The 14,908-nt window shown below is 36.9% G+C and carries 17 protein-coding genes; 4 read left to right on the plus strand and 13 right to left on the minus strand.

Annotation, left to right across the window (positions count from 1 at the left end):
* Positions 1 to 92 precede the first annotated feature (92 nt).
* From capB to BGO88_RS04300, 10 genes are all read right to left on the minus strand, one after another.
* Positions 93 to 1,361 carry a cysteate-C-fatty acyltransferase gene (capB, locus tag BGO88_RS04255; RefSeq protein WP_056070614.1) on the minus strand — a complete coding sequence of 423 codons (1,269 nt, stop codon included), beginning with the start codon at positions 1,359 to 1,361 and terminating at the stop codon, positions 93 to 95.
* Positions 1,362 to 1,584: 223 nt separating this feature from the next.
* On the minus strand, positions 1,585 to 2,286 hold the full coding sequence (locus BGO88_RS04260; protein WP_273238643.1) for a GYF domain-containing protein: 702 nt from the start codon (positions 2,284 to 2,286) through the stop codon (positions 1,585 to 1,587).
* A gap of 451 nt (positions 2,287 to 2,737) precedes the next feature.
* A complete protein-coding gene (locus BGO88_RS04265; RefSeq protein ID WP_056070608.1) occupies positions 2,738 to 3,067 on the minus strand; it encodes a DUF4339 domain-containing protein in 330 nt (109 codons plus the stop codon).
* 190 nt (positions 3,068 to 3,257) lie between these two features.
* Positions 3,258 to 3,638: a PH domain-containing protein gene (locus BGO88_RS04270; RefSeq protein WP_056070604.1), complete on the minus strand. Its 381-nt coding sequence runs from the start codon at positions 3,636 to 3,638 to the stop codon at positions 3,258 to 3,260.
* Positions 3,639 to 3,671: 33 nt separating this feature from the next.
* Entirely contained in the window at positions 3,672 to 4,217 is a 546-nt protein-coding gene (locus BGO88_RS04275) for a hypothetical protein (RefSeq protein WP_101471776.1), read from the minus strand.
* Between the two features lie 113 nt (positions 4,218 to 4,330).
* The gene (locus BGO88_RS04280; RefSeq protein ID WP_286706063.1) at positions 4,331 to 4,822 is read right to left on the minus strand and encodes a hypothetical protein; all 492 of its coding nucleotides are present in this window, start codon (positions 4,820 to 4,822) and stop codon (positions 4,331 to 4,333) included.
* A complete protein-coding gene (locus tag BGO88_RS04285) occupies positions 4,819 to 5,289 on the minus strand; it encodes a hypothetical protein (RefSeq protein WP_056070595.1) in 471 nt (156 codons plus the stop codon). Before BGO88_RS04285 ends, BGO88_RS04280 begins: the two co-directional genes overlap by 4 nt.
* Before the next feature lie 47 nt (positions 5,290 to 5,336).
* Positions 5,337 to 5,828, minus strand: coding sequence for a hypothetical protein (locus BGO88_RS04290; RefSeq protein WP_286706064.1), 492 nt, complete (start codon positions 5,826 to 5,828; stop codon positions 5,337 to 5,339).
* A gap of 109 nt (positions 5,829 to 5,937) precedes the next feature.
* Positions 5,938 to 6,519, minus strand: coding sequence for an ankyrin repeat domain-containing protein (locus tag BGO88_RS04295; RefSeq protein ID WP_286706065.1), 582 nt, complete (start codon positions 6,517 to 6,519; stop codon positions 5,938 to 5,940).
* 318 nt (positions 6,520 to 6,837) lie between these two features.
* On the minus strand, positions 6,838 to 9,228 hold the full coding sequence (locus BGO88_RS04300; protein WP_286706066.1) for a TonB-dependent receptor: 2,391 nt from the start codon (positions 9,226 to 9,228) through the stop codon (positions 6,838 to 6,840).
* A gap of 319 nt (positions 9,229 to 9,547) precedes the next feature.
* Between BGO88_RS04300 and BGO88_RS04305 the strand changes: the two genes are divergently transcribed.
* The 3 genes from BGO88_RS04305 to BGO88_RS04315 are packed head-to-tail and all read left to right on the plus strand — an operon-like array spanning position 9,548 to position 12,157.
* Positions 9,548 to 10,909 carry a sensor histidine kinase gene (locus BGO88_RS04305; RefSeq protein WP_101471767.1) on the plus strand — a complete coding sequence of 454 codons (1,362 nt, stop codon included), beginning with the start codon at positions 9,548 to 9,550 and terminating at the stop codon, positions 10,907 to 10,909.
* Positions 10,906 to 11,598: a response regulator transcription factor gene (locus BGO88_RS04310; RefSeq protein ID WP_056070579.1), complete on the plus strand. Its 693-nt coding sequence runs from the start codon at positions 10,906 to 10,908 to the stop codon at positions 11,596 to 11,598. Before BGO88_RS04305 ends, BGO88_RS04310 begins: the two co-directional genes overlap by 4 nt.
* 4 nt (positions 11,599 to 11,602) lie before the next feature.
* Entirely contained in the window at positions 11,603 to 12,157 is a 555-nt protein-coding gene (locus BGO88_RS04315) for a hypothetical protein (protein ID WP_286706067.1), read from the plus strand.
* 60 nt (positions 12,158 to 12,217) lie between these two features.
* Here the strand turns inward: BGO88_RS04315 and BGO88_RS04320 are convergent, their stop codons facing one another.
* From BGO88_RS04320 to BGO88_RS04330, 3 genes are all read right to left on the minus strand, one after another.
* On the minus strand, positions 12,218 to 12,493 hold the full coding sequence (locus BGO88_RS04320) for a hypothetical protein (protein ID WP_101471763.1): 276 nt from the start codon (positions 12,491 to 12,493) through the stop codon (positions 12,218 to 12,220).
* 55 nt (positions 12,494 to 12,548) lie between these two features.
* Positions 12,549 to 12,707: a hypothetical protein gene (locus tag BGO88_RS04325; RefSeq protein WP_273238634.1), complete on the minus strand. Its 159-nt coding sequence runs from the start codon at positions 12,705 to 12,707 to the stop codon at positions 12,549 to 12,551.
* Positions 12,708 to 13,208: 501 nt separating this feature from the next.
* A complete protein-coding gene (locus BGO88_RS04330) occupies positions 13,209 to 14,303 on the minus strand; it encodes an MBL fold metallo-hydrolase (RefSeq protein ID WP_286706068.1) in 1,095 nt (364 codons plus the stop codon).
* Positions 14,304 to 14,471: 168 nt separating this feature from the next.
* Here BGO88_RS04330 and BGO88_RS04335 point away from each other — a divergent pair, with 168 nt between their 5' ends.
* Positions 14,472 to 14,777: a hypothetical protein gene (locus BGO88_RS04335; protein WP_056070563.1), complete on the plus strand. Its 306-nt coding sequence runs from the start codon at positions 14,472 to 14,474 to the stop codon at positions 14,775 to 14,777.
* The last annotated feature ends 131 nt before the right edge of the window (positions 14,778 to 14,908 follow it).

The raw sequence follows: 14,908 nt of genomic DNA on the forward strand, positions 1-14,908 counted from the left end.
TGGAAATTAAGTTTCTAAGGTTCTAAGGTGCTAAGATGTGAAAATCTGAAATCTCAATAAAAAAGCCATTCTTTTCAGAATGGCTTTTTAAATTATCTTTCGTCGCTTACATCGACCGTAGTCCTGGCTGCGATTTCTTTATATGTACCGTTAACCAGTTTTTCGCGTATGGCTTCAAATGCAGCTAATGTTTCCTCTATATCTTCCATAGTATGGGAAGCCGTAGGAATCATTCTCAACAGGATGATACCTTTTGGAATTACAGGATATACAACAATTGACAAGAAAATACCATAGTTTTCTCTCAAATCGTTTACCATTACCATTGCTTCCGGAATGCTTCCTTCCAAATACACCGGAGTGATACAAGTGTTGGTATCGCCAATATTAAATCCTCTGTTTTTCAAGCCGTTTTGAAGGGCATTCACATTTTCCCAAAGCTTGTCTTTAATTTCAGATGAATTACGAAGCAATTCCAAACGCTTTAAGGAACCAATAGTCTGAATCATTGGCAGTGCTTTGGCAAACATCTGCGAACGCAGGTTATATTTCAAATAGTCAATAATATCTTTATCTGCCGCAACAAATGCCCCAATATTTGCCATTGATTTTGCGAATGTAGAGAAATACACATCAATTCCGTCCTGACAACCCTGCTCTTCTCCTGCTCCAGCTCCTGTTTTTCCAAGCGTACCAAAACCATGTGCATCATCAACCAAAAGACGGAAATTGTATTTTTCTTTCATTGCTACAATTTCTTTCAGTTTTCCTTGCTGTCCTCTCATTCCAAAAACACCTTCCGTAATGAAAAGAATGCCTCCTCCTGTTTCCATAGCCATTTTTGTAGCACGTTGCAGGTTTTTCTCCATGCTTTCCAAATCATTGTGCTTATAAGTAAAACGCTTACCCATGTGAAGGCGAACACCGTCAATAATACAGGCATGTGAATCTACGTCATACACAATGATATCGTTTTTGGTTACCAATGCGTCAATAATAGACACCATTCCCTGGTAGCCAAAATTTAAAAGATATGCGGCTTCTTTCATTACGAAAGCTGCCAATTCATTTTCTAACTGCTCGTGATATTTGGTGTGACCACTCATCATACGCGCTCCCATCGGATAGGCTGCTCCAAATTGCGCCGCCGCTTCAGTATCTACCTTGCGTACTTCAGGATGGTTTGCCAACCCTAAATAATCGTTAAGACTCCAGTTCAAAATATCCTTCCCATGAAATTTCATTCTCGGTCCCAAATCACCTTCCAACTTAGGAAATACATAATATCCTTCTGCCTGTGAAGCCCATTTTCCAAGAGGACCTTTATTTTGCTGTATTCTTTCGAATAAATCTTTTACCATAATATGATATAGTTAATTTTCTTTTATGAATTGCATCTTTTTAACCTGCGTGCAAAAATAATTATTTATAAGTTATTATGCTTCTGAATAGGCATTTATTTTAAGTAGAAACAGATACTTTTTTGCAATGGCACAGCACCAAAAAGCGAAACCGCTCCTGTGCAGGGGAGCGGTTAAAGGGTTGGGAAAAAATTTGTAGTGTATAGTGGATAAATTTAGAAATTCATTCTGCTAAGCTGGCCAGATGAGGAACTTTTTGCAATTGCTCCATCTCTACCTCTAAGGTTCGGATTTCTTCCTTCCAGACCTGTATTTTTTTGTTTGCTTCTTCAATCTCTTCTTTCCTGTCATCTGTCATCCTTAAAAACTGGAAAGATTTGGCTCCTAAAAGCTCTTGTTTTGCTGCCTCCAGATTTTGTGTTGCCATATCCAGTTCGATTTCTATTTGCGTCATCCTTTTGGCCGCAGCTCCGTTTTCATCTGACGTTAATAAACTTTCCTGTCCGGACAAGGCAATCCCTATTGCCTCATCATTATCGGCTGAACGCTCTCTCCAGAATAACTCTCTGGATAACTGCAATTCATTATAACTTCGCTGTTCGTCTTTAGAAATGCTACTTGTAATATAAAAACTATAAAACAAGATCCCAAATCCAAGAATCAGTCCCAATGCTACAAAAAGCAGCAGTCGGTCCTTTAAAAAAGAAGCTGTTTCGTCATTCATAGATTTGCGGAACCCTTCTTTCCTTTTCTCCCGGTTTGCCCGAAACAGCTCTTTTAATTCCGACATGTTTCTGACCCTGGAGCCACGACTTATACCAAAGAACCAAATCAGCGTATCTCTGCCAATTCCTTTTGATTTCAAATCATTCAAATCAAAAGGACCCAGATTTTGTTCCCCACTATTTATGTAATACTTTTTCATAAAAACAGTGAATTCAAAATAGATAGACCTGAGACAAACAATTAATATCAAATGTAATTCTACAAAAACCGATTTCCTTACGGATTTCCGTAAAAGCATTCTTTTTTCAGAAAAAATAATATTAAAATCTCGTAATACTCATAAATCGTGTTGGTTATCATTCTATCAACTATCATTTTTTCGTTTTTGACGTATATTAAATTTTAATTCCATCTTCTTAAAAACAAATATGTCAGAAAAACAAAAACCGCCCGAAGGCGGTTTAGTCCGGATTGCATCACTATTATGGCTAGATCCGCGTGTCCCAACTGTTAATCAAAATATACTTAACTCCAAATTTATATGTATTGAGAATTATTTCCTTACGGCTATCCGTAAAACAATGCTTTTCTTAAAAAAATATTCACATTACGAGAATTTAGAACCCGTAATTGTTTGTAAAAACTTTCATTTACAGATTTAATTCCAGTAAAAACATGATGATACCCACAGCAAGGGCAAAAAGGAAGAGCAACAAAAATTTATCGATATGCTTGAGGAAAAAGGATTCTTTTTCCATTTTAGAAATATAATATTTTTCAACACCCTGGCTACTTGTGAGTTCATGACCGGGAATACTTTCAAACAGAGGACGCAGTTCCCTGACGTTTCTAGCAGGAGTCCAGCCTTCAAGCCCTATAAACCACACCATTGTTTCAGGGGATATCCTATGTTCTCTCAAATCTTCCAGACTAAAAGGGCCCAGATTTTCGTCTCCCCTGTTCAAATAATACTTTTTCATGGTTTACATTTTATTCACTCTATGTCGCTTTTGTTACATATTGCCAAAAATAGGCTCCGAAAAAACAATCACCTTACGGATTCCCGTAAAACTTGTTATTTTTTGTATTCCTGTTACAAATTAGCAAATAAAAAAAACCGAAGCAATGCCTCGGGTCATAATTTTTATTAAAATAGTAATTATTTTTTTCTTATTTTAACACATGATGTGCCAATACTTTCTGCACTTCATAGACATTAACCGATTTATTAAACTGTTTTTTAATACTTGGATTGGCTTCGCTGGACACCCATATTTTTAATTCGGCATCCAATTCAAAAGTTCCTGCTGTTTCTATGCTAAAGCGGCTGATGGCTTTATAGGCAATAGACTTGTATTCGGTCTTACTCCCGGTAAGTCCCTGCACGTCAATCAGGATTAATCTTTTATTAGTAAATATAAATGTATCACGAAGCAGCTTAAAGCCCAATTCTATTGACTCACCTTCTGTGAGAAGCTGCCCGTATTTTTTTTGAAGTTCGTCCTGGCTTACCGCACCTGCGTTGCCTAATAATGCCGAAAATAATCCCATTTTTGTTATTTTTAAATTAAGTTGTTCGATGTTTTAGGGCGCTACCGTCAGAAGAGCATTTTCTATTTTTTTATCGGTTCCGAATGCATCATGGTAGGCTTTGGAAACTTTTTGTGGAGTATCCGATATTGTAATCTGCACCTTTTCTTCTTTTAATCCTTTCGGGTCTGTGTCATATATGATGCCTCTTGATTTTTTGCGAAGCTTTTTTTCAGTATCTATTACAATTGTACCTATATAATAAACTTTTCCTGTTTCGGGTACCGAAAAATTTGCATAGCCTATTGGCAGATTGACAGAACCATAGGGTGTGTATATGTATTTGATAAAATGATTTCCTTTAGGAAGCTTCATCATAACGAGTCCGTCGGCTGCAAGTTTGTAAAACAATACACCTTTTGTATTTTCGTCAAAATAGATTTTGGAATTTTTGGTTACTTCTTTATCCCCATTCATAATTCTGATTTCTCCAATAATGACAGTTTCTGATTGAGATAGCGTGTCTTGGGTAGACAATTTTCCAGTCTTACATGAGACAAAGAACACAATGACAAAACTGAGCAAAATATAGTTTTTCATAGCCAATTGTTTTTGCTAAGGTACGAGTATTTGTCAAAATATTTTCTTGTTTCGAAAACCTTAAATTTATTTTGTATTAAAGCAATATTTAACACTAAGGAGCAGACTTTTCATTATAATTCTTTAATTAACTTGTCCATTTGATGCTGTGCATTTGGGGCTTTTGATTTTTTAGCTATCAGGTGAAGAATCTTTTTAAGAAAGATTTTTTCCTCTTCTGTCCTCTTTGAATTTTGTTTCCTTTGAGCTATAATTTTATTTCCTTCAACAGCTTCTATATATGTTAATAGCATGTTTTTATCAATATATTGTTGTTTTTCTCTCGTAAGTTTGATTGCTTTATAAAGAACTGAGAGAGAATCCGTCTCTTCTTTTGACAATTTGAAGACGTCAGGAGATAAGGAGTGATTTCCAACTGGCACAACAGAATATCTGTTATGCAGCAAATAACTTTCTTTCAGGTTAATAATTACGTCCATATCAAAATAACCATCTTTCACAAACTCTACTGATAGTAATGAAATTGAAGCCTTCTCCTTACAAGACGAAAATGACAAACCAAATAATACAACCACTATAACTTTAAAAAAATGAGAACTACTCATAATCGTAACATTTCTTTTTTAATCTTTGGATCATTAGATTTTTCTTTTACAATCCCTATTAAAGCCTTGCGCAGCTCGTAAATTCCTTCACCATTATGAATGCTGACAAGTTTGTTATTTTCTATTGCCTGAATAAGGATGGTTTCTCCATCCGGAGGTGTTAATACTTCTTCCTCAGAAATAATGATTTTATCATAGAGCATTACAAGCGAGTCTACTTCGCTATCTGTTAGAGAAATTAAAGTATTTTCACTTGCTTCATTACGTAAAACCCATCTTTCTTCATCAACAAAAGCGCTTAGATTTTTATATAACAAATATTTTTCTTTTACATTAAATACAATTTTTTTCTGAAACCAAAATGAGGGTGAAATCTGCATTTCGATTATTGTAATATCCTTTTTAATTCCTTTTGGAGAACAACAAGTAAAAATTGTAACGATAAATAAAACAAAACATTTTTTCATGGGAAGGATAATGGTTTTACAAATCTAAAGAATGAAATCAGAAACTATTATAATCCTTTAATCAAATCGTCCATTTCACGCTGTACATTAGGATCTTTTGATTTTTTAGCAATGGTTTTCAAAACCGCTTCAAAAAAAGCAATTTCATCCGCATGTCTGTCATTTAGCTGATCTATATTTAAGACCTTTCCATTATCTGAATGCGCTTCAATAGAAGAATACATGCCTTCGGCAGACTTATTCCGTTCCTGCGGTGTCCTGTCTATCGCATAAAAGAGGTCCATAATTTTACTTAGCGACGTTTTATCAAGAGATACTATTTGATTATGGGGTATGGTTTTGTCAGCATCAGCCGAAGCAGCCAATACCACATTCAGATTCTGATACCCAATCTGACTTTTTTGGATATCAATGATAATCTGTGTAGGATACTGTGAATGGCCCAGGTTAATTATAATAGTAGAAAAATCTTCCTTCCGTTCATTTTTCACACAAGAACTTAAGAAGACAAGAGTCATTAAAAAGAATAGTTTTTTCATAACAAAATGTTTTTACTCTAAAGTATAGGATTTTAATCAACAATTAAAAATATTTAATCAGTAATCGTAGCTTTTTGCCATTTTTAGGCTTTGTTAAAAGGTAAACATCTTAGGTCTGCAATATTTTCACAATTTCTTTAAAACCTCTTTTTTTAGCATGCTGTAAAGGACTTATACCATCATTATCAGGAATATCCAGTCTGGACCCTGCATCTTTTAAAATCTGAACAATTTCCTGATATTTTTTACTCCCGTCTCCTAACACTATGGCTTCCATCAAAGCCGTCCAACCTAAACGGTTAACATGGTCTATGGGAAAATTTTTAGTATTTGCTAATAATCTGACCGTTTCCACATGACCCCGTTCGCAAGCAGGGATAAGTGCGGTTCCGTTATATCTATTAAAAACATCAAAACGGGCACCATTATCCAAATAGAGTTTCACTAATTCTGTCTGTCCGCTGGCACCAGCATATAAAAAAGCACTGTCAAGATTATCAGACTGCTGATTGACATCGGCACCGTGTTGAACCAATAGCTTAGCCATTTCGGTATGTCCGTTTCGTGTAGCTATTAACAGCAAAGAGTTTTTATGGTTGTCAGCCGTATTCACATTGGCTCCATTTTCAAGTGCCTTTGCCATGCCCTGTACATCATTTTTTTGTACTAATTCTAAAATATTCTGATTCATTACGTGTGTTTTTTGAGTTAAAGAAGGACAAGAAACAGCTAACGCTATCAATGTCATTAAAAATACAGCTTTCATAGTAGTATTATATTTTAATTTTCCCGTAAATCCAGATTATTATTTTCTTTAAAACCATACTACAAAGATAAAGTAACCCATTTTGCTAATAATATAAGTAGAAACATTTCTATCATTTCATATAAAATTCATCGCTTTTTTTAAATAAAAAAACCTGCCATACAGCAGGTTTCTATAACAGATTCTAAAGCACAGGCACATTGCACCCAAAATCTTAATTTATAATTAGTAATTCCTAATTCATTAAATCCTTCTCTGCTCCTCCGTCTGCTCTCTTGTTTTTTCCTTTAATTTCTGGTTTCCAAAATTATATCGGAATCCCAGCCTGAAGTTTTGTGAATCGGCATAATAGCGTGACTTATTATACTGGTTGCCATAGTCAGTTCTCAAACCTAATGTCTCGCCCCGATATACATCGGAAAAAATGCCATACACTTCTCCGTTTCCTTTCAATACTTTCTTGCGTAATGCCAGAGTCAGGTTGCTTGTAGGTGTGAAAACAAACGTACCCTGCACCGAAGAGGAGTTGTAATCGAAATTAATCTCCCCGTTAAAATCTTTTTTCTTATTTAAAGCAAAACGATTGTTGACATTAAAGTTATAGGTAGGTCGTCCGTTGCTATATAATTTCCCGTCTACTCCCTGAAAACGGTCTTCCACATAACTAAGGGCTCCCTGTATACCGGCATCCCACCAGTCAAAAAATGTCAGGTTGGTATTGAATTCCAATCCAAATGCATAATTTTTATCGATGTTGGTAAATTGGTAAACAACCGTATTTGTCTCATAATCCTGGTAGACAATTTCCATCGATGGGTCTTTTTCCAATCGGTAATACAGGTCAAAATTATATTTTCCTTTTAGCGTATATAAGAAATTCAGGTTGTGCACAATGGTTGGCAATAACTTCGGGTCTCCCATTCCATAAGAATAATTATTGTTATAGATTCGAAACGGATTAAGCTGACTGTAACGCGGCCTGCTGATACGTTTGCCATAAGAAAAGCCTATTTCATGATTCTCGTTGGGCTTGTACATCGTATAAAAGGTAGGAAACAGTTTGAAATAGTTTTGGTCGTTGACTTCGGAAGTTGTAACCGAATTACCTTCTAATGAAGTATATTCACCACGCAATCCAGCCTTTAAATTCCATTTACCAAATTCCTTACTATAGCTCATATATCCTGCAAAGATAGATTCGTCATACAGGAACTTACTGGTGCGCCCGGGATTAGGTACCAATATTCCATCAACATCGTCTCTGTAATCGAGATTACTGTCAGCAGAAACGTTCCCGTATTTTAATCCGGCTTCAAACGTACCATTTGTTTCATTGCTGTAATCGGCCTGCATCGAAAAGAGCTTGATGGCTTGTCGGCTGTTATTTATAAAACGATTGTCGCGATAAGGTGTACCGTCCGGCAATGAAAAGGCAGTCATAATGTCCTGATAGTCCTTGGAAAGATAGTTTGTAAAGTCTGTATTGAATACCAGTTTGGCCTTGTCAGACAACAGGCGCTCGTATAGAAAATTATAAGCCGCATTACGAGCCGGGTTTTTTCTGTTATTTGTTGTCACATATAATGAATCGAGTAGCCCGTCACTACCGTAAATAGACGTTGGCGCACTATACCTGCCTCGCTGCTCCGGAGCCTGAAAACCTGTGGTTCCTATTGAAAACGTATTGAGTGAATCCAGTTCATAGCTTGCCTGTAATCGGTAAGAATGCTGTTCCAACGATTTGCTCTTGCGACGCAAAAAACTATCCCATTCTGAAGCCGTTCCTCCATTTTCATCATAATAACGTGTTTTGTCACGGCTTTCGTTTACATATTCTCCCATTCCAAAAGTATAGCGTCCCATTAAAGAAAGCTTTTTGCCTTTATAAAAATGCCCTGTCGATGTTACTGCTTTTGGATATATGGACTGCACATAGGCCGTATTGACAGAGCCTTTGTAGCCTAATGCTACTACTTTTTTAAGCTTGATATTGATTACAGCAGCTCCCTGAGCATCATATTTAGCCGGTGGATTAGTAATCACTTCAATCGATTTTACGTCATCTCCGCTGGTATTTTCCAGATATTGTTTCAGTTCATCGCCCGACATGTATATTTTTTTGTCGTTGATGGTTACCAGAATACTCTGACTGCCGCGTACGGAAATGCTGCCACTCCCGGTGGCGGTCACACCCGGTGTTTTGGAAAGGATTTCCCATGCATTGTTAGAAGATAAGGAAGAGTTTTCTACATTAAATTCCATACGGTCTACCAGTCTTTTTACAATTGGGCGTTTTGAAACTATTTCAACACCTTCTAGCATTTCTGCTGCTTGTGACAATACAAGAGGCTCCAACTGTAAATCGCCTGTTATATTTATATTTCTGTAGGCGCTTGACATTCCAATCGCGCTTGCTTTCAGTATATATTGTCCGTCATCAACTGACCCTATTGTAAAACGTCCTTCCTCATCGGCAAGTACGTTTCTATAAGCGGTAGAATCTTGTGCTTTTAATAAAGCCACATCCGTGAAAGGCACAGCCTTGCCTCCGGTTTCTGTTACGGAACCGGAGAGGCTGTGCTGTGCGCTGCTCCACAAAGGTAGCAGCAGCAAAAAAATAACTAACTGTTTCATGATTTGATTGATGATTGAATCGATTGGATCCAGATGATTAATTGATTGATGATGATTGAAACCCGATGATTGATGATGCAAATCTCAGCAAACGCTTTCTGGAAATGGGTTAACGAAGGGTTAACGAAGGGTTAAACACAAAACGGCACTATGCATTGTATTTAACAAAAGAGTCCCTTGCTATTCTGTAGCCCACGACCAGCCTGCAAACTTAACATCAAGTCCTGTTTGTTTTGGTTAAAGAAGGGTTAACGGTTTGTTTTTTAGTACTCCGAAACCAAGAAACACCTAGCTTTGTCCCAACAAACCAGCATTTGTCATGAAACGAAAAATAATGTTATTAATAGCTTCCTGTATTTTTACCGTAGCCGCATTGGCAACGATACAGGGCTATTTTATATACAATACTTATAAACTGACCGAAAAGGAAGTCAGCGCCAAAATCAAGAAACAGCTTGTGGATATGGAAGATACTGACGAATGGTATGACCTTAATAATGCCTGGATGCGGCTTACAGGCCAGTTTATCAAAGATTATGCGTACAAAAGAGTAAAAAAAGATGAGTTTGTCGCTTTTATGACTAAAAAATCAGACTCTCTAAGCAGCCTCATGTCTGATTATATGGCCAAAAAGAAAAAGCCCGGCGACTATGACATAGGTTATTCCGTTTATATCAACTCGGCTACGATTCTTGAAAATAAAAAAATGGAAAACTTATATAAAGGTAAGCTGTTTGTAAGTGGAAACCGTATTCGAAACAAGGATGAGATATCTGCTTCTACAGGCCGATGGGAAAGCGATTTGGAATTGAATGTTGAAGACAGCCTCCTGGATCCGATTAAAAAAGATCTTAAATTTCTTATCAAAAGCGAAACCTATTATAGTGTCGCCAATTGGCAAATGACAGTAATCAGCCAAATGGCCGGGCTGTTGATTTTTTCTGTACTGCTGATGGCATTTGTGGTTTATCTCTATTATTTATCACTTAAAAATTTGATTAGTCAGAAACGTATTGCAGATATCAAGACCGATTTTGTAAACAATATTACCCACGAATTCCAAACCCCACTGGCTACGATGGATATTGCCATCAAAACCTTACAACGCAAAGAGAAGGACATGACTGAAGAGCATTACAGGCATACTTTGTCACTACTTGAAAGACAGAATGAAAGACTACAGAAACTATTCCGTCAGGTTACTGATGCTTCATTGCTGCCTTCAACACGCTCAGAAAACGTTAAGGAAATCAGCTGCAGTGAAATTCGTGATATTATAGATGATTTTAAGCTTTCGCATCCGGACACTGTTATTAACTGTCATCAGGAACAGAAAAGCCTTCACGCTAAGATTGACCCGTTCCATCTGAACACTATTATTGTAAACCTGCTGGAAAATGCGGTAAAATATGGTGCGACAAAAATTGACATTGAAATGAAATCTCAAAAAAACAGCTTTGTTATGAGCATTCAGGATAATGGACAAGGTATTGCTACAAAGGAACAGTTCGCAATTTTTGATAAGTTTTACAGAATTGAAAAAGGAAACATACACGAAACAAAAGGACTCGGACTTGGACTGTTTTATGTCAAGCAGCTCATCGAATCCTATAAAGGCACAATCAAAGTAGAAAGCGAAGAAGACAAAGGAGCCCTATTTTTAATCACACTACCATTATGAAAAAGCACATCTTATTAGCAGAAGACGATTTCGACTATGCTTCCATTTTGAAGCAGTATCTGGAATTTTCCGGATTTGACGTCACCTGGGCCAAAGACGGCAAAGAGGCACTAAAACTGTTTCCGGCAACCCAACCTGATATTTGTGTCTTTGATGTAATGATGCCGCAAATGGACGGCTTTACACTGGCTGAAAAGGTAGTCGACACCTATCCGGAAACGCCTTTTATTTTCCTGACAGCTAAATCCATGAAGGAAGACAAGATAAAAGGGTTAAGGCTTGGAGCCGATGATTATATCGTCAAGCCTTTTGAAGTAGAAGAATTGATATTGCGAATTACGAATATATTGAAGCGCGTGCAAAAAACGGCGCCACAGCACACAGCAGATAAAAAATTCAAAATTGGACAATATCTTTTTGATAACGAGAACTATCTATTGACACATGAAAACGTTACACACCGAATAACGGAAAAGGAGGCACACCTGATCCAGTTTTTATATGCCAGCAAAAACAAGCTTGTAAAAAGAGAAGATATCCTGAAAGAAATCTGGGGCAACGACGATTTCTTTTCCGGCAGGAGCATGGATGTCTTTATCAGCCGATTACGCAAGTATTTCAGCGAAGATCCTGCCATATCTATTCCAAGCGTGAGAGGCTTGGGTTTTGAGTTTAACATTAAAGAATAACATTATGAGACTAATTATCACCATCGCATTTATGGCTTGTAGCTATTTGGCAAACGCACAGAAGACTCCTCCGACACCGCCAACGCCACCAACACCACCGACTCCGGCAACGTCGGTTAAGGTTTCGGCAAACACTACTTCAGTAGTAACAATTAATGGAAAAACGTATGTTTCCAGCAGTTCATCTACTCCTGTAAAAGCAGAAGCCAAAAGCAGCAGTAAAAAAAGTAAAAGCAGCAGCTCTAGTTCAAGTTCCAGCTCTACTTCTGTTTCTGTCAATAATTCCGATTTTACGTATTCCATAAGGGCAAGCTTTGATGACTATAAGACTGAAAAGATTCGAAAAATTTTGATGGATAATCTTGAAAAAGACCATTTCAGCAGCAAGGGTGACACTTATACATGGAAAAAACTTGAAGATGGCGAAGCGGCTTATAGTTATGTTTTGTCAGAAGGAAGGTTGAAAGGTACAGTTAATAAGGAACTAAATTCCAATAATGCAGTAGACAAGTTTATTATTTTGGGAGAAAAGATTTCGGAAGCTTTGTCTAATGATTAGAGATAAAAAAACGGCTGAATGTTAAACATTCAGCCGTTTCCAAACTAACAATGAATCAAATCAGCTAACAGCGTTTGAAGCTTTGTCGTTTACTCCGGTAGCAGCATTTATAGCTTTTCCGGCAATATTTTTACTTTCCTGAATCACAGAATCAGCTTCGGCTACTGCCGAATCTTTAATCTTGCCTAAGGTATCTTTTACTTTTCCGGCCATATCGCCTGCCTTATCCAGCATCGAGCCGAAATTAATATATCCTTTTTTGTTGCAAATTATTCCTACTACTGCTAAGGCTGCGACTCCCGCCGCAATTCCTAAAATTAGTTTCTTGTTTGTCATAGCGCTGTTTTTATATAATAATTTGGTTCGTAAACTAACTGGTAATATTTTTTACCTAGATGAAAAGTGGAAAGCCATATTCTTCATCTTGACCTTCTAACTCTTGGTCTTCCTCCTCTTCGTCGAAGATTTCCATCCTGTTCCATACCGTTTTGACAATGGTCACCAAAGAGAGACCTACGATTCCGATCAATAAAAGGCTTTTTGTTTTCATTTTCAGTGCGTATTATTTTGGGTTATTAATTATTAATTCGTCATGAAGATACGACAAAATAAGCAATCCGAATGTTGATTTAATATAACTTTAATACAAAAACCTCGGATCTTGTAACAAAAAGGAAGAAACGTGTAATGAGATTTTTTAAGGATTTATGATTTTGGATTTATGATTTTAGATTTTGGATAATAGATGATAGAGAATAGATGAATAGACTAATAACTTAACAACTATCCATCATCAACTAAAGACTATCCTTTACCAACTATCCACTATCCACTATCAATTATCAACTATAAACTAAAAAAAGCTTGCGTTTCTAATAAATAAGAGTACATTTGCACCGAGAGACCTGGAAACAGGGTTACGCTCTCACCGCTAAAGTCGATCGCTCCAGGTCGGCTTTTGCATTTTTATATAGGTATGGTTTTAGATAATAGATGATAGAGAATAGATGAATAGACTAATAACTATCCACTTTCAATTATCAACTATCCACTAATCAATTCCTTCCCACCATTTATTTTTGCTATCCAGCAAATTTAAATCCAATACTTCCCCAATCATAGGATGCACAATAGGTTGCCCTGTCTTTTCAGCAGCAGCTACTGCCCTTATAATAGGTTCGTCCCAATCGTGAAGCGCAAGCGGGAATTTAGCCCAATGCACCGGAAACAATACCTTAGCATTTAGGTCTAATGCGGCCTGTACCGTTTGTTCCGGCATCATATGAATATACTTCCAATTCTTGTTGTATTGTCCGCATTCCAATATCGCAAGGTCAAAAGGCCCAAATGCATCGCCTGTTTGTCTGAAAAAAGTATCATAGCCGGAATCACCTCCAACGTATATTCTTTTCTGTGGCATATCCAGCACAAATGCCAGCCAGATTGCCTGATTTCTCTTAAAACCTCTGCCTGAGAAGTGGCGTGCCGGAACCGTATGAATCTTAAAACCTGAGCCCAAATCCAGTGACTCGTGCCAATTAAGCTCGTCAATCATTTTCATATTAAAATTCCAACGTTCGAAATGTTCACCTGTCCCTAATCCTGTAATGATCCGTTTTACCTTTGGTCTTAATTGGAGCATTGTATCATAATCCAGATGGTCCCAATGATCATGTGATATAAGCAGGAAGTCAATCTCTGGCATATCGGCCGCACTATACACATTGGAACCTTTAAATGCATTTACAGTAAAAGACAATGGCGAAGCATGGTTACTAAACACCGGGTCAACCAAAAAAGTCTTGCCGCTTAGCTGCATAAAATAAGACGAATGTCCAAACCAGACCAATACATCTTTTTCCGGATCCAGATTTTTCAGGTCGGTCTTTTGTGAAGGAATAACACCTGATGGAATATTTCGCTTGCTTTTCCCGAAGAAAAAGTCTTTCAAAACTGTAAAAAGATTCGCCCCATCAGTAAGATCTGGCGTATTGGAAATATTTTGGAATTGCCCTTTTCCATAATTTGAAAGTTTTTTGATACGTTCCATCCGGTTGCCTGACGGTCGTCTTCCAAATTTGGTATGGTTAAAAAAAAGAAAGACAGAAATTGCCAGCAGTATACACAGAGTAAAAATAAAAGTCATCTGATTTTGAGATTTAACTATGCCAAAGCTATCGATAAATTGGATTCAAAAAATAAAAGCTATGCTAAATATAATATAACAAAAACAAAAAAACTGTTGGATTTATCATAACTGTCATTTCATTTTTAAATCGTATATTAGTAAGACAATTTTATAAAATCAGCCACCATGAACGATAATTTCAAGAACATCATCGAATCACTGATTAAAAACGGTTTCATAGAATCTGAACAGCATATACGGGAACTGGGAAACAAACTCGATTTTAAGATTACACAATATTCTCTCAATACGCCTCTCAGCTTTAAGTTCCATAACAGTGATGAGTTTGTCACCTTTCTTAACTTCTCCAATCCGGAAGAGCTCGATGAAGAAAAGATTGGACTTATCAATGCTGCCATACTGGAGCAGGGTTTGGATCCGGACGACTTTTTTTATGTAAACTTTTTTAAGAAGGAAATCAACGAATTATAGTTTATAGTGAATAGTTGGTAGTAGATAGTTTAGTAGTTAGTCATAAATCAAAAATCTTAAATCAAAAATATGCCATCTATCGATTTCAGATATAAGATTTTAGATTTGGGATTGAAGTCCACTTCATGATG

Origin of the sequence: Flavobacterium sp. 38-13 (assembly GCF_001899155.1) — a bacterium.
GTDB lineage: Bacteria > Bacteroidota > Bacteroidia > Flavobacteriales > Flavobacteriaceae > Flavobacterium > Flavobacterium lindanitolerans.

Excerpts from the sequence above, each read along its gene's own strand:
- capB (WP_056070614.1), bottom strand. The coding sequence starts at position 1,361 with ATGGTAAAAGATTTATTCGAAAGAATACAGCAAAATAAAGGTCCTCTT.
- BGO88_RS04260 (WP_273238643.1), bottom strand. The coding sequence starts at position 2,286 with ATGAAAAAGTATTACATAAATAGTGGGGAACAAAATCTGGGTCCTTTT.
- BGO88_RS04265 (WP_056070608.1), bottom strand. The coding sequence starts at position 3,067 with ATGAAAAAGTATTATTTGAACAGGGGAGACGAAAATCTGGGCCCTTTT.
- BGO88_RS04270 (WP_056070604.1), bottom strand. The coding sequence starts at position 3,638 with ATGGGATTATTTTCGGCATTATTAGGCAACGCAGGTGCGGTAAGCCAG.
- BGO88_RS04275 (WP_101471776.1), bottom strand. The coding sequence starts at position 4,217 with ATGAAAAACTATATTTTGCTCAGTTTTGTCATTGTGTTCTTTGTCTCA.
- BGO88_RS04280 (WP_286706063.1), bottom strand. The coding sequence starts at position 4,822 with ATGAGTAGTTCTCATTTTTTTAAAGTTATAGTGGTTGTATTATTTGGT.
- BGO88_RS04285 (WP_056070595.1), bottom strand. The coding sequence starts at position 5,289 with ATGAAAAAATGTTTTGTTTTATTTATCGTTACAATTTTTACTTGTTGT.
- BGO88_RS04290 (WP_286706064.1), bottom strand. The coding sequence starts at position 5,828 with ATGAAAAAACTATTCTTTTTAATGACTCTTGTCTTCTTAAGTTCTTGT.
- BGO88_RS04295 (WP_286706065.1), bottom strand. The coding sequence starts at position 6,519 with ATGAATCAGAATATTTTAGAATTAGTACAAAAAAATGATGTACAGGGC.
- BGO88_RS04300 (WP_286706066.1), bottom strand. The coding sequence starts at position 9,228 with ATGAAACAGTTAGTTATTTTTTTGCTGCTGCTACCTTTGTGGAGCAGC.
- BGO88_RS04305 (WP_101471767.1), top strand. The coding sequence starts at position 9,548 with ATGAAACGAAAAATAATGTTATTAATAGCTTCCTGTATTTTTACCGTA.
- BGO88_RS04310 (WP_056070579.1), top strand. The coding sequence starts at position 10,906 with ATGAAAAAGCACATCTTATTAGCAGAAGACGATTTCGACTATGCTTCC.
- BGO88_RS04315 (WP_286706067.1), top strand. The coding sequence starts at position 11,603 with ATGAGACTAATTATCACCATCGCATTTATGGCTTGTAGCTATTTGGCA.
- BGO88_RS04320 (WP_101471763.1), bottom strand. The coding sequence starts at position 12,493 with ATGACAAACAAGAAACTAATTTTAGGAATTGCGGCGGGAGTCGCAGCC.
- BGO88_RS04325 (WP_273238634.1), bottom strand. The coding sequence starts at position 12,707 with ATGAAAACAAAAAGCCTTTTATTGATCGGAATCGTAGGTCTCTCTTTG.
- BGO88_RS04330 (WP_286706068.1), bottom strand. The coding sequence starts at position 14,303 with ATGACTTTTATTTTTACTCTGTGTATACTGCTGGCAATTTCTGTCTTT.
- BGO88_RS04335 (WP_056070563.1), top strand. The coding sequence starts at position 14,472 with ATGAACGATAATTTCAAGAACATCATCGAATCACTGATTAAAAACGGT.